This window comes from Pseudoalteromonas sp. TB51 (assembly GCF_000498055.1).
In the GTDB taxonomy this organism is placed as follows: Bacteria; Pseudomonadota; Gammaproteobacteria; order Enterobacterales; family Alteromonadaceae; genus Pseudoalteromonas; species Pseudoalteromonas atlantica.
The window spans coordinates 14,644-28,453 of the sequence record NZ_AUTO01000072.1 but is presented as its reverse complement, the minus strand read 5'-3'; the positions used below and the strand labels follow the sequence as shown (position 1 = coordinate 28,453).

Genomic DNA, 13,810 nt, shown 5'->3' with positions numbered 1-13,810 from the left:
CGTTATCTTCACAAAACTGGTACGGTAATTGGCCGTAGCTTTGCTCTATTTCGGCTTGGGTTTTACCTAAAAAACGCTTAACTGAAATAAGGGTATTGGCTGGGTCTTGTGTTGCAGCTTGTGCAGCATCGGCGCCTACCGTGATGCACCCAGCTTGGTAACGCACAACCGATGGCAACATGGCTGCACCAAGGTCATCTGTTAATGTGCGGGCTTCGCCACTTTGTACCGTTGCAACCAATGAATTAGTGGTACCTAGGTCAATACCTATTGCTAATTTGTGTTCATGTGGTGCCGCGCTCTGCCCCGGCTCAGCAATTTGCAATAATGCCATAATGCTCTTTAAACTCGTGTTGCTCGCTTTACAGCAAGTAATTAATCGTCAAATAAACTGTCTTCAATGCGCTCAAGTTCGTCTTCTAATTTATATACAAACTTTAATTTGCGAATGTTGTCAGCAGCTTGTTGATATTGCGCCTCGTCGTTACTTGCAAGTTGCTCGGCAAGTTCATTACTGTATTGGATTTTTAATTGCTTTATTTGTGATTCAAAATTGGCGATAGCGGCCTCAGGATTACTTGCTGAAGCGAGCTCTTCAAGCTCCTCACGCAGTTCCATTTGCTGCATTAAGAACATTGGATCTTGCAGTGTTTGTTGCTCAGCTCGAATATCGACACCTAGTTCGCTGAGCATATATTCTGCTCGTTTTACTGGGTGTTTTAGCGTTTGTAGCGCATCGTTAATTTCAGCGGTACTTTGTACGGCCATTAACTTATCACGGCTGCTCGCATTAGCGTGGCGATCGGGATGCACTGCGCGCTGCAGCTCTAGGTAATGCTTATTTATTGTTGCCAAGTCAATGTTGTAATCAACTGGTATTGCAAATAACTCAAAGTAACGCATAGCTTCAACCAATAAAATTTAGAAATACAAATTTCACAAATAACAAAGCCCTACAATTACTGGCAGGGCTTAAAAATACTACAAAGGTAGCGGAGCTTAAACAGTAAAGCTTTCGCCACAACCACACTCGTCGGCTTGGTTAGGGTTATTAAATTTAAACCCTTCATTTAAGCCTTCTTTGGTGTAGTCAAGCTCAGTGCCGTCGATGTAAACCAAGCTTTTAGCGTCAACAATTAAGGTAACGCCTTTAGCTTTAAAGGTTTCATCGTCTTCGTTAAGCTCATCAACAAACTCGAGTACATAAGCAAGACCTGAACAGCCCGTCGTTTTAATGCCAACGCGCAGGCCTAAACCTTTACCGCGGTTTGCTAAAAATGATTGTACGCGGTTTGCTGCCGCATCTGTCAATGTCACTGCCATGAATTTCTCTTACTTCGCTTGTTTGCTTTTGTAATCAGCAATTGCTGCTTGAATTGCATCTTCAGCTAAAATTGAACAGTGAATTTTCACTGGTGGTAATTCAAGCTCTGCACTGATATCAGTGTTTTTAATAGTTGATGCTTCGTCTAGTGTTTTGCCTTTCACCCACTCTGTTACAAGTGATGATGAAGCAATTGCACTGCCGCAACCGTATGTTTTAAATTTTGCATCTTCAATAACGCCTTCAGACGATACTTTAATTTGCAATTTCATTACGTCACCACATGCTGGTGCGCCAACCATACCCGTTGCCACTGACGGATCATTTTTGTCTAAAACACCAACGTTACGTGGGTTTTCTACGTGGTCGATTACTTTATCACTATAAGCCATAATTCTATCCTCATTACCTGCTACGGTAGGTGCTCACTCGTATTAGTGGTGAGCCCATTCAACTGAATCTAAATCAACACCTTCTTGATGCATTTCCCATAAAGGAGACATCTCGCGTAGGCGACCGATAGAGTTTTTCATTAATTCAACGGTGTAATCAATTTCTTCTTCGGTAGTAAAACGGCCAATACTAAAACGAATTGAGCTGTGTGCTAGTTCGTCGTTACGGCCAAGTGCGCGTAGTACATATGAAGGCTCTAAGCTTGCTGATGTACACGCAGACCCTGATGATACCGCTATGTCTTTTACTGCCATAAGTAACGACTCACCTTCAACAAAGTTGAAGCTGATATTTACAATACCTGGTACTGATTGGTCTTGTGCGCCGTTAAAGTATACTTCGTCCATATCAGCCATAATGCCGTCAATTAGGCGTTTACGTAATGCGCTGATGTGTGCGTGATCTTTTTCAAAATCTTGCTTAGCAATTCTAAATGCTGCACCCATACCTACTAGCTGATGAGTTGCAAGTGTACCTGAACGCATACCACGTTCATGGCCGCCACCGTGCATTTGCGCTTCTAGGCGAGCACGTGGTTTACGACGAACGTAAAGTGCGCCAACACCTTTAGGGCCATATACTTTGTGGCCTGAGAACGACATAAAATCAACTTTAAGCTGTTGTACGTCGATTAATACTTTACCTGCGCTTTGTGCTGCATCTACGTGGAACATAATTTTACGTTCGCGACACATTTCGCCAATAGTATTGATATCTTGAATTACACCTAGCTCGTTATTAACGTGCATAATGCTGACAAGAATAGTGTCGTCACGCATAGTTTCTTCAAGCTTTTTAAGATCTAACAGGCCGTTTTCTTCAACGTCCATGTAGGTTACTTCAAAGCCTTGGCGCTCAAGTTCACGACACGTATCGATTACTGCTTTGTGCTCAGTTTTAGCGGTAATAACGTGCTTACCTTTCTTTTTGTAAAACTGCGCTGCACCTTTAATTGCAAGGTTATTTGATTCTGTTGCGCCCGATGTGAAAACAATTTCACGCGGGTCAGCATTAATTAAATCGGCAATGTCTGTACGCGCTTGGTCAACTACTTCTTCAGCTTGCCAACCAAAACGGTGCGAACGTGACGCAGGATTACCAAAATTACCGTCCATTGTCAGGCATTGCATCATTTCTTTTGCAACACGCTCGTCAACAGGCGTGGTCGCTGCGTAATCTAAATAAATCGGTAACTTCATTTCTCTCTCCGCTGCAGGTCAACTTTTATAGTTGACAGCTTACTTGAATGTTTTCCAACTGCTTAATTGCATTATTGATGCTGTTATCTTGGCGAGATGCGATTTCTTTCACATCTGATTTTTCCACCAATTCAGCTAAGGTAATATTATTTAAAAACTCTTCGATACGTGCGCTTAAATCAGACCATAGGTTGTGAGTTAAACAACGCATACCGCTTTGACACCCGGTATCGGCACCTTGGCAACGTGTTGCATCTACCGATTCGTCTACGGCGCTAATTACATCGCCAACAGAGATAACCGCAGCTTCTCGGCCTAGCAAATAACCGCCACCAGGACCACGAACCGAGCTCACTAAGCCATTTTTACGTAAACGGGCAAATAATTGCTCAAGGTAAGACAAAGAAATTTCTTGTCTTTGTGAAATATCAGCAAGGGCAACAGGACCTACACTCGCATGTAGTGCAACATCCAGCATAGCTGTTACGGCATATCTGCCTTTTGATGTTAACTTCATAACGCCCCCCGCACAAAAGAGTGCAAATTTTAATTACCAGAGTAAAATAGTCAAGTATTATCACTTGATAAAAATTTGATTAAAGAACACTGTTCTATTAACAAATTTTTAATACCTGACCTTTTTGGTCAAGTATTAGGTGTATTGTAATTACTTGAGTGTTTTAGTCAAGTATTAGCTCGTTATTTACCCGCAGGTTTTTATAACCAATCGCTATACCTTACTTAGGAATAGATTTATTAATTGAGGTAAGAATGCCACGCAGTATGTTCAGCTCTGCCTCTTCTGGGCGTGCACGGTTAAACAAGCGGCGTAGCTTGGTCATTACTAAACCAGGATGCTGCTTAATAATAAAACCGGTGTTATCGAGCGTCTCTTCTAAATGATCGTAAAATAACTCTGTTTGTTTTGAGCTTGGGTAAGCAGTCTCATCGTCTGCTTGCTCAGCCTTTGGCTGCTGATTTAAAAACGCCATACGCGTTTCGTAGCTTAGCGTTTGTACCGCCATAGCTAAATTAAGCGAGCTGTACTGTGGATTTGCAGGAATACATACATGGTAATTACACAGCTGTAGTTCTTCGTTAGTTAAACCGCTGTTTTCACGGCCAAATACAAGCGCTACAGGGCCCTTTACAGCCTCAGCAACTAGCTTTTCACCGCACTCACGTGGCTCAACCATAGGCCAAGACAGCGTGCGTGAACGAGCACTCGTACCAATAGTTAATGCACAATCGGCAATCGCATCAGCCACGGTATCAACAATAACCGCATTACCTAAAACATCGGTTGCACCGGCTGCTAAGGCGCTTGCATGGCTGTCTACTTCACAAGCAGGGTCCACTAAATACAGTTTTGATAAACCCATGGTTTTCATGGCGCGAGCCGCCGAACCAATGTTGCCAGAGTGTGAGGTATTAACTAAAACGATGCGAATATCATCTAAGATCATTGCTGTGCTACTTTACTATGCCAAAAAATTGTGCGAATTCTAACATAAAAGCGCGCTAAGATCCTAGTGTCGCTGCAAGCAAAGCGTGACATACACTAGATAGGCATATCAATAACTTACAAAAAACCTGCAACCATTCACTGACATAAAATACAACCATACAGTGACATAGTGAAATAAAAGTTATAACGCTAAAAACAAAAAAACCAGCCCGGATATAAGACTGGTTTTTTCAATTACTACTCACTGCCTTTTCGGCAGAATTACATTAACTTAAACATCGAATCGATTGTTTTTATCTTCAGCTGCCTATACGGCAGGTCACTATAAAGATAGCTAAGCTTATTTATATAATTCATGTAATTAAAAAGCAAACTCAATTTTACCCATATTTTTATATGCTTGCTCAGAGAATTTAATATCAATGACTTATGGCAACATTATAAATAAAGGTTAATTTCTATCTATTGAGGGTGATAAATCAGGAACCGTGCCCTTAAACTTTTCATTTGAGGCAAGCCCATAATTACTAAAGTATGGCTCAGCTTGGCAGTCGACATCTTGCTTTTGAATATGCAGAATATAATCCTCTTGTGAGCTCTTACTAGTCATAGCCACTCTATGGAAAATATCAATCTCTCGGGGAGCTTCGATCTTTTTAGGATTAAAATCTTCACCTCTTGCTAACGCTCTTTTTTGCAGGCGCTTTAATCTTCTTCTACTTTCACCTGTGAAAATTTTTGCTACCGCCTGATTACGTATAAAACGTACTTCTTCGCAGCTGTCAGGTACAGCTAAAACTTGGCTTACTTTAAAAAAGCCACAATCTTGCATGTCCACAAAATATGCCTGATCTTTAAGGGTATTTAAAATCTCCTTGTCCGTGTAAACAAAAGCAATTTCATTACCAATTGATGAGTCCGACCATGCAGGAAACGTAACCCCCATTCCTTCAATATTATGCTTCAAAATAAACCCATGCATAATAGAAATACAACGGCCAGTAAGCAGCGCTAGATTAGCTTGTTTTGGTAAAAAGTGGACTGTGAAGTAATACCTTTGCATAATTACGCCTTTTTAGCCTCTGCTTTTTTCTGGAACATTCCGCCCTTAATCAATACAGAGAATAAGTAATAAATAGCTGGGTCTATTTTTTCATTTTTATTAGTAATGCAATTTTCAAGGGCTGACAAATACCATTCCGTATTTTTGAAAATAGAATAAAAATTCTGTTCAGAATCAGGAGGACGTCGGGCAATCCCTATTTCTTTATCAGCACCAAACTCATGCACTCGTAATCTTTTACTTGCATCCTCATCCCACCAATCATCTATTGACTGAAGGGCTGCTCCTATTTTTACTGAATTAAAACTTACAGCGTAACGGCCATCTGCACACTTAGCTTTTACAAACTGTTTTGAGGCCTCTCCTTGCTTAACCTTGTCGTTAAGGATTTGGCTTGGGTAAATCTCTTGGCAAAATGAGGCTTCTATTTTCGCGGTTATATCAGCACTCCAAAACACATTGGGATCAGTTAATGCGCTCTCAATTTCATTACTAAGCTCTTCCAATACTTTTAGATCATCAGAAGCCCATTTGCTTTCCCAAGCTAACTTACGAGTGTTATCGATTAAATAACAACTCCCTTTGCTGGTTTTAATTTCAATTTGAGTGTTGCCGGTGTTTTGATTACGCCAAAGCCATGTACCTATCAAAATATTTCGACAATATCTTACTGCTAGCTCTTTATAACCACCGCATTCTTTAAATGTTTCTGCCAACTCTTTTAATAAAGAGAAAACATCTGGGTCACTACAGCCTGAAGGAATCAATGAGTTAGCCTGAACTCTCAAAGAAAACCGACAAAATATATGCTCCACATTTGGAGGTACATAGCACTCTTCTAAAGTTAATATATTATTATGTGTTAAGTCCTGAGGTGAGATATTTTTTGGTGAAAACTGCGGAGTGAATGCTTCAGTAAAACCAGATTTTGGGCCTCTAATCTTATTTACGTCGGCCTCTAAAGGTACAAAATTAGAGACAGCCGTTTTATAAAAAAATACAGCTTTCCCAGGGTAAAGCGAGCGATCATATTTTAATATATTACATAATTCCATTAAGTATTTTCCGGTTAAACTTTTTTCATTAGCATAAACTTTTCTTGCACATCTAGCATCCAAAAAGCGCTATTAAAATAGTTACCAATACCTTTTAGCCTAACACTAATGGCCGTTTCGTATTTCACCATTCCTATTGCTGGTTCAGCATAACAATGCAGTCTTTCAAGCGCTCCAACTCTAGCTTTCGGTTCAGTGAGCAACATATACCCCATCATAGATGGGCTTAGTTTAGAGTCACTATTTAATAATAAGAGTAGCTCATCTAAATCCTGTATTTTGTGCTCAGTTGGCATAACCCAACAACCAGATAGAGGGAGTCGCCTTAACTTTTCAAATAACTGATTTTCATTACTATATAAACAGCACCAATTTATATTTGAGTTAAGCTCAGGCTGATGCATAACACCACCTGCAAAGTTAGATGGAAAATGCGCTTTCAAAATGTCAGGCTTACTATCTACTGCCTGTAAGTCATCTTCATAACCATCAATGTGTATTATTAAATCAAATACCAAATCACAGTATTTGCCATCGATAATTCCTGGCCGCTTAAGCCTACTTTGCTGAGCGCCTTGAAGGCTCAGTTCAGGAAGCTTTTTTCCGACTACAGCAGAATAATTCCTAATAAACCAAGAAAAGGATGTGAACCGTACATTTGTTCCTAGCGCCTCATTAAGTTTTCTTTGGTAGCTGTGAATCATACCCCAAACAGCGGTTAAAGATGGAATACCTGAGCAGTAAGGGTTTGATAATGCTTGCGCATCAAACACACGTATACCGCTTAAATGAAGATAGCGATAATGTTCATCATCTTCTTCAATCAGTTCATGTTTTTGATCTGTAAGATTAACAAGCAGCCATTGTAAAGCTGCTTTTAAAGGGTTCATTAATTTAGGATGAAAAGCATACCTTTGTGTCATGCTCACACCGCCAAGCATTTCATTTAGTAACCTAAATAAAGGAATCGTTAGCGAAGGGAGTTCATTGTCGGGTAGCGATAGTATTTTATACTCTAGTTGCTCTGAAGCACTCTCAAGCTGTTCTAAGTCATACCCATTCTCAATAGCGTCCAAACGCCATTCAAATACAGGTGAAAACCATTCTAAAAGCGTGTTTCTCAGCTCTTTAATATTTTTTACTTTTTGTTGTCTACGCTGTTTAAGAGCCAGCGCATTATTACTAAATATAATACCTTCTAAAGCTTTAATTAATTCCGGCTTTAATAGTGCCTCAACGTTAAATACTGTTTGTCCATTATTTAATTTAAATGCTCGTGAGTTACTTAAACCATGATATTTACTTCGTATATAAGGAGGGTAATTAAGCACATTAATAACCCCACCTAAGGAAGCAGCTAACATACTGACAGCAGCAGGACGCGTAAACTCTACATTGCTAAATCGAGCTCGTTTATCAATTGCCGCCTGCTGAACTTTTGATTGAACAACATGGCTAATAACAGGCGTAACAGCCACATAACCATCATGATAAGGCATTCTTACTTGGCGAGAATAGCGGTCAACAGAGACGGGAATAACCTCTTCAAGCAATGATTCTTTAACGGTTACACATAAGCTTTTAAATGCCTTAACGGATAGCCCCAAAGAGGTAAATGCGGATTTCCAGTTATCCGAGTTCGTAGCTAATACTTGTGCCAGACAACTGACTTGATTTTGCCATTTAAAGTAACTAGCAAATAATTTAGCTACATTTACCTTAGCAGAGTCATGTGACCAGCCATAGGCTTTAGGATAGTTAGCACTACTCAAAACATAAGAGTGCAGTGTTGGAGGCTCTACGGCTAAATTTTGCTTACTAACTCTAATGTCAGGGTACTTTAAATTATGAGTATGAAACCACGCTATTTCCTTAATACATTTATTAATATGGTCTTCACTTTTTAAAGCCTGTTTTGCTAGCTTTTTATCCAGCAAGCCATCAACTTGGTTTTTTCGATAAGTCAGGTTTAACAAAATAATCAGAGCAACGGCTTCGCTGCCTGTTATATCAATCATTGCCGTATAAGGGCTAAAAGCACGACGTAATAATCTATCTCGCTCAGTGGTGTCTGTAATCTCTAGCAGTTCTTTTAAATGCATATACTCACCATGCCGACAAATACATTCTAGCTTTGTCATTTCCAAAACTGGTTTTGTACTCTATAACATGCCTTAAAAAAAACACGCCCTTATAAGGGTTGATCCGCTGGTTCATTTTATGACGAGACGCCGTTTGCAAAATACCATCTTGGTAAAGCCTATATACTTGCTCTACTGAAGTACCTAATAAAGTTGCAGCCTCCAATACACTTACTAATAAGTCGGCTGCGTTGGGCTTTTTAGTTTTAGGGTTACTCTCAACTAAAGTAACTAAATAATCTAATAGAGCCCTATAAATAAAGTGAGATTCACTCTGCTTTTGAGTACTGGGGCAAGCTAAAATAGCATCCCCAAAAATAAACTTAAACTCAGTTTTATTAAACAGATCTATTAACTTCATTTCTGCATTTTTACTTAGTTCATCAAGCTCTGTATTAAAAACTGCTGGCCATTTACTAAAATAGTTCACAGCATCATTTAAACAAAAGTTATCTGTTTGAGAATACCGCTCCTGATACCAAAGAAGCGCAGCAAAACGTTCTGTAAGAGTCATATTGTTAAATAGCGGGTTACTATCGTTGCGCTCACCTTTATCCAGTAATTTATTTAAATGTTCAATACTTAACGTATTTACAGGCGAGGTACTAGCGCAAGACAGCTCAAAACCGCATGAACAATGAGTAATTGACTCATTCTCGATATAGTTAATTTGAGCGCAGCATTCTGGGCAGTTATGTAGCAAAGCACACTGATGTTTAGTGCATGCATTTACCCACTTTATATGCCAACTTTGTTTTATATAAGCTTCTTCTGCAAGACATTGTGAGCATACCGGAATCGAATCAACAGCTTCCTCGGCGTGGTGACGAATAAACCTCAGGGGAATGTCTACGCCATTGTTATATAAAGCGACGGAGGGGTTAAATTTAATATCTGACTTTAGCAAAGCCAACTTTTGTAGCTCGTATCGAGGTAAATCTAGTAGTGTTTCGAGTAGTCCTAAAGCCCGCATCCTAAAATGGCTATTATGTTTGGCGTGGTAAACATTGAGCCTCTTTAAATCTACTGGGAATGCACCATGCGCCTCAAAATCAAGCTCATGCAGCTCTTCGCGAATAGCTAAGCTTAGCCCTTCATACGAGTCAAAAAAATTCTCTGAAACGACCCGTAACAAGTAACTTTCCAGCGATTCGTCAGAAAATGCCCGAGCCTTGGGAGAAAATAGAAAAGCCATCCAACACCTTAAAACTTAGTAATCCTAAGCTAAAAGATAAAGCCATCCTATTTAATATGCAAGCCGCATCATAAATAATATTATTGTATAGCTGCCCTATATACTATTACTGATTCTTATTAGCTGTACGATTCATAGAGGTCGTTTCAATATACTATGACTCTATGAACAAAGAAATTAAACAACGTTTAAAGTGGATTGAGCTTTACGAAGAAACCAATAATGCGGGCCTAGTTTGTCGTCGGTGTGGAATTTCTAGACCCACTCTTCGAAAGTGGTACAAGCAATACAAAGAGAAAGGACTAGACGGCCTACAGGACGTTTCTAGACGCCCGCACAGCTCCCCAAACTCTAAAATTAATAATCGAATTGAAGAGTGGATTCTTAAACTCAGAAAGATAGAAAACTTGGTGCCAGAAGAATTCAAAATGAGCTTCTTCGCGAGCATAATTTCAGCTATCGCTTGCTTCAATTCACAAAGAGCTGACCAAACATGAAGTAAAACCAATAGTTTTTCAGCGGAAGAAAAAAGACTTCATTCGATACCAAAGACCTACTCCTAGTGAGCGAGTTCAGATGGATACATGTAAAATTGCACTAGGGATTTATCAATATACTGCTGTTGATGATTGCTCTAGGTATCGCGTGTGGACGTTTTTAAGCGTAAAACGTCAGCCAATACTCTTACCTTCATCGATAAGGTAATAGAAGAAATGCCATTCCCGCTACAGCGAGTTTAAACGGATCTCAGAACGGAGTTTTTTGCTGAAAAAGTACAGCTCAAATTGATGGAGCATGGCATTAAATTTCGCCCCAATAAGCCAGGCTATCCTCGCTTAAATGGCAAAGTTGAAAGATCACAAAGAACTGATAAAGAAGTGTTTTATTCGACCGTTAATTTGGATTTGGACGAACTCAAAAATGAAACGTTACCTAAGTGGCAGCATTACTATAATTGACAACGCGCTCACGGCTCATTCAAAGGTAAAACTTCAATGGATGTTGTATGTGAACGCCTTGAAAAAACACCGCTTTGGGAAGACGCTCACGCTAACTACGAAACTGAAAATGAACGCATTCAGTTATCGAATTATCAGCGTGATCTTCAACTACGAAAAGTGAAATGATGTCTATGAATCACGCACTAGTTGGTTAGATAAGACTTAATATGATACTCATTCAATGAGGCCCACCAAACCATCACTAATTTACAAAAGACTAAATTTTAACAGCCTGTAAGCTTGTATTTGGCCATAGAAAGCTAGAGCTCTGTCAGGTACTAGGGGGCCAGTTACCAGTTAATGGGAGGCTCAAATTAAAGAAGATAAACAATCTAATAGATATATTTTTTTGACTGGCTTTTGTAATAGCTTGTCGCATGGAGCGTTTTTTAATTTATGAGTATCTCCACTTATAAGAACTTTTTTTATAGTAGGGAATTTTTTTTCTAGTGCTATCAAAATCTCAACACCTGTTACTTGTGGCATCAGGTGATCAACAACAATAATATCTAAATTAAGTAGTTCTGGGTGCTGAAACACTTGAGTACTATCTGATAATGTAAAGCATTCAAAAGCCGAACTTTTCAACATTCTTGCATACGCGTCTAAAATAAAAGGCTCATCGTCAATGAATAATACCTTAGCCATTAAAGCCTCTATAGTTTTTTATAATGTGATTAATTTGTATTTCCAATATAGGCCAATGAAGCGATATATCTAAAACCAAGCATTTGATTAATGACATTTTTTTATTTTTAGCCGCTAAGTATAATTCGTCGCTCAATGAACTAAGTAATATCACGCCACAAAAACGGCACAAGCCACTTAAATTATGTGCACAATAGGATATTTCCTCTAAGTTGCCCACTAAAAAATATTTTTCGATAGATTCGATATTGTTCTTAGCAGAATAAGAAAAGTCAGATAAAGCAGACGTAATTGTTTCAACGCTATCATCGTCAAAAATTTCAATCAGATGTTTAAGGTTTATTATCTTAGAGTCATATAATTTATCTTCCATTTAGATATTTACGCCTGTATTAGTGGCCGGTTACATGTTTGCGCCCACCATGCCGATAGCTTCCTTAGTAAAGCGAGTACTTGGTTTCGATTCTTTAAGTTAGCGGAAGCAATTTGAGCTATTAAGATTTCAAGTCTATCAAGACATATCTGGAATGCTTTTAAAAAATCAGGTCTATGATCATACTGCTTAATATTCTTTCCAATATATATTAAGTAATCGGCAGACTCACATACCCGACTTCGCGCATTTTCAATTGCAACATATTTCCGATTTTCAATAATCGAATTATAAAAATAACTTATTGTATAGGCTACTTTCTTTAAGCGACGATCTATTTGATGATGCCCTGTCGTAGCACTATCTGGCCACTCTAAAAAATCGCGATTTTTTACTGATATATCAGATTGTTGTTTATCTACCTCTGGCTCTATATCTTTCTTGTTTGAACCTAAAACAATTGCTACACCACGGTGACTATATTCTTTAAAGGATTGATGATTATCCGTAGCGCCCTTAATTTTCTCTAAATAGTACTCTGCGGGTTTTATAGTTCTCTCAGCCCGTTTATGCTCATGTATCTTTTCTGTTAATTTAACTGAAGAGATAGGTTTTACCAAAAAGTCATTTACATCAAATTTCACACATTGATGTATCAATTCTTTATATGAGTTTACAGAAAGAACAATAATTGGAATATCATGAGCTGTAAGGGTAAAACTACCAGACCTGATACGAGATAATAATTCTAAACCACTTTCTTTTTTTAACTCTATATCTGTAATTAATAAGTTTATTTCTTGTGTCTCCAATATATCAATAGCTGCTTTATAATCAAATGCCTTATACGCATTGAAGCCCGGGATTTTATAGGCAACACTATATAAAAAATTACATATTAAAGGTGCATCATCAACCACTAATATATTAAAATTATTAAGCAACATAATACGTCACCATTAAAATAGGAATCCTTTTATTTGTTTTCAAAATATAAAACCGCTTTTCAAACATAGACGCATAAATTGCAAAGAAAATAAATTCACCTTTTTTCAGTTTTGATTGATATAGGTAATTTAACTGTAAAGCAACTACCTGAACCTAGTTTACTTTTAACTTCAATTACACCTTGATGCTTATCAATAATACTTCTAGATAAAGCTAACCCAAGACCAGTACCTTTATGCTTTTCTTTCGTAGTAAAAAAAGGTTGGAAAATCAACTCTAATATACTTTGCTCTATACCAGGACCATTGTCTTCTATACTAAACCAAACCCACATATCATCATAACCGGTTGTAATTGTTATTTCTCCATTGTGTTCTATTTCTTGTACCGCATTTAATATTAAGTTTAAAACGACTTGGTTGATTTGAGAGGCTATACACCTAACTAAAGGTAAATCAGCAAAAGATGTATTAACCTTTGCTTTGTATTTTAACTCATTACCAAGAATATTTAACGTACTTTGAATTCCTAAATGGATATCAGCTTCTTCGAATTCTGCATCATCCAAGTATGAGAAATCTTTTAAATCATGAACGATTTCAATAACTCTTTTTAGCCCAGATTCAGATTGAGATAATAAAATGGGTAAATCTTTATTTATATAATCAAAATCATGTGCCAGCTTCAGTCTGTTAGTTTTCTCTATGGGTAATTCTTTACTTAATTGCTTAATTAGCATCATAAGGCTATTTATGTACTCATTTAAAGCGGATAAGTTTGAAGCGACATAGCCTATTGGGTTATTTATCTCATGTGCTACACCAGCTGCAAGCTGCCCTAGTGATGCTAGCTTTTCTGAATGCATGAGCTGATCATTTAACTGTGCAACCTGTTTTCTTAGACGTTCCAGCTCACTCTGTTCTATTGACATTAATAGCCTCC

15 protein-coding genes and 1 pseudogene are annotated in these 13,810 nt (G+C 38.3%); 1 reads left to right on the top strand and 15 read right to left on the bottom strand.

What is annotated here, in order from left to right; all coding sequences use genetic code 11:
* The 11 genes from L650_RS0102945 to L650_RS0102895 form a co-directional block, all read right to left on the bottom strand.
* The coding region (locus L650_RS0102945) for an Hsp70 family protein (RefSeq protein WP_029772131.1) at nucleotides 1-334 on the bottom strand (334 nt) is incomplete at its 3' end.
* A 41-nt stretch (nucleotides 335-375) separates the two neighbouring features.
* Nucleotides 376-903: a co-chaperone HscB gene (gene hscB, locus L650_RS0102940; RefSeq protein WP_004585774.1), complete on the bottom strand. Its 528-nt coding sequence runs from the start codon at nucleotides 901-903 to the stop codon at nucleotides 376-378.
* 96 nt (nucleotides 904-999) lie between these two features.
* Complete coding sequence (iscA, locus tag L650_RS0102935) at nucleotides 1,000-1,323, bottom strand: iron-sulfur cluster assembly protein IscA (protein ID WP_004585773.1); 324 nt, start codon at nucleotides 1,321-1,323, stop codon at nucleotides 1,000-1,002.
* Between the two features lie 9 nt (nucleotides 1,324-1,332).
* Nucleotides 1,333-1,716: a Fe-S cluster assembly scaffold IscU gene (gene iscU, locus L650_RS0102930; protein WP_004585772.1), complete on the bottom strand. Its 384-nt coding sequence runs from the start codon at nucleotides 1,714-1,716 to the stop codon at nucleotides 1,333-1,335.
* Nucleotides 1,717-1,758: 42 nt separating this feature from the next.
* Entirely contained in the window at nucleotides 1,759-2,976 is a 1,218-nt protein-coding gene (locus L650_RS0102925; protein WP_004585771.1) for an IscS subfamily cysteine desulfurase, read from the bottom strand.
* A 25-nt stretch (nucleotides 2,977-3,001) separates the two neighbouring features.
* Nucleotides 3,002-3,493: a Fe-S cluster assembly transcriptional regulator IscR gene (iscR, locus tag L650_RS0102920; RefSeq protein WP_004585770.1), complete on the bottom strand. Its 492-nt coding sequence runs from the start codon at nucleotides 3,491-3,493 to the stop codon at nucleotides 3,002-3,004.
* A 220-nt stretch (nucleotides 3,494-3,713) separates the two neighbouring features.
* A complete protein-coding gene (trmJ, locus tag L650_RS0102915) occupies nucleotides 3,714-4,442 on the bottom strand; it encodes a tRNA (cytosine(32)/uridine(32)-2'-O)-methyltransferase TrmJ (protein WP_029772130.1) in 729 nt (242 codons plus the stop codon).
* Nucleotides 4,443-4,895: 453 nt separating this feature from the next.
* The gene (gene cas6f, locus L650_RS0102910; protein ID WP_029772129.1) at nucleotides 4,896-5,507 is read right to left on the bottom strand and encodes a type I-F CRISPR-associated endoribonuclease Cas6/Csy4; all 612 of its coding nucleotides are present in this window, start codon (nucleotides 5,505-5,507) and stop codon (nucleotides 4,896-4,898) included.
* Nucleotides 5,508-5,509: 2 nt separating this feature from the next.
* Nucleotides 5,510-6,625 (bottom strand): type I-F CRISPR-associated protein Csy3, encoded by a 1,116-nt coding sequence (gene csy3, locus L650_RS0102905; protein ID WP_223230521.1) that lies wholly within the window; start codon nucleotides 6,623-6,625, stop codon nucleotides 5,510-5,512.
* Complete coding sequence (locus tag L650_RS0102900) at nucleotides 6,577-8,664, bottom strand: type I-F CRISPR-associated protein Csy2 (protein ID WP_029772127.1); 2,088 nt, start codon at nucleotides 8,662-8,664, stop codon at nucleotides 6,577-6,579. Before L650_RS0102900 ends, csy3 begins: the two co-directional genes overlap by 49 nt.
* A 4-nt stretch (nucleotides 8,665-8,668) precedes the next feature.
* The gene (locus tag L650_RS0102895; RefSeq protein WP_029772126.1) at nucleotides 8,669-9,898 is read right to left on the bottom strand and encodes a TniQ family protein; all 1,230 of its coding nucleotides are present in this window, start codon (nucleotides 9,896-9,898) and stop codon (nucleotides 8,669-8,671) included.
* A gap of 164 nt (nucleotides 9,899-10,062) precedes the next feature.
* Between L650_RS0102895 and L650_RS23515 the strand changes: the two are divergent.
* Nucleotides 10,063-11,025, top strand: a pseudogene (locus L650_RS23515) (IS481 family transposase).
* 183 nt (nucleotides 11,026-11,208) lie between these two features.
* Here the strand turns inward: L650_RS23515 and L650_RS0102880 are convergent.
* From L650_RS0102880 to L650_RS24745, 4 genes are all read right to left on the bottom strand, one after another.
* Nucleotides 11,209-11,547, bottom strand: coding sequence for a response regulator (locus L650_RS0102880; protein ID WP_029772124.1), 339 nt, complete (start codon nucleotides 11,545-11,547; stop codon nucleotides 11,209-11,211).
* Nucleotides 11,540-11,920 (bottom strand): hypothetical protein, encoded by a 381-nt coding sequence (locus L650_RS0102875; RefSeq protein WP_029772123.1) that lies wholly within the window; start codon nucleotides 11,918-11,920, stop codon nucleotides 11,540-11,542. Before L650_RS0102875 ends, L650_RS0102880 begins: the two co-directional genes overlap by 8 nt.
* Before the next feature lie 8 nt (nucleotides 11,921-11,928).
* On the bottom strand, nucleotides 11,929-12,867 hold the full coding sequence (locus L650_RS0102870) for a response regulator (RefSeq protein ID WP_029772122.1): 939 nt from the start codon (nucleotides 12,865-12,867) through the stop codon (nucleotides 11,929-11,931).
* Nucleotides 12,868-12,962: 95 nt separating this feature from the next.
* A complete protein-coding gene (locus L650_RS24745) occupies nucleotides 12,963-13,799 on the bottom strand; it encodes a sensor histidine kinase (protein WP_085065411.1) in 837 nt (278 codons plus the stop codon).
* Nucleotides 13,800-13,810 lie beyond the last annotated feature (11 nt).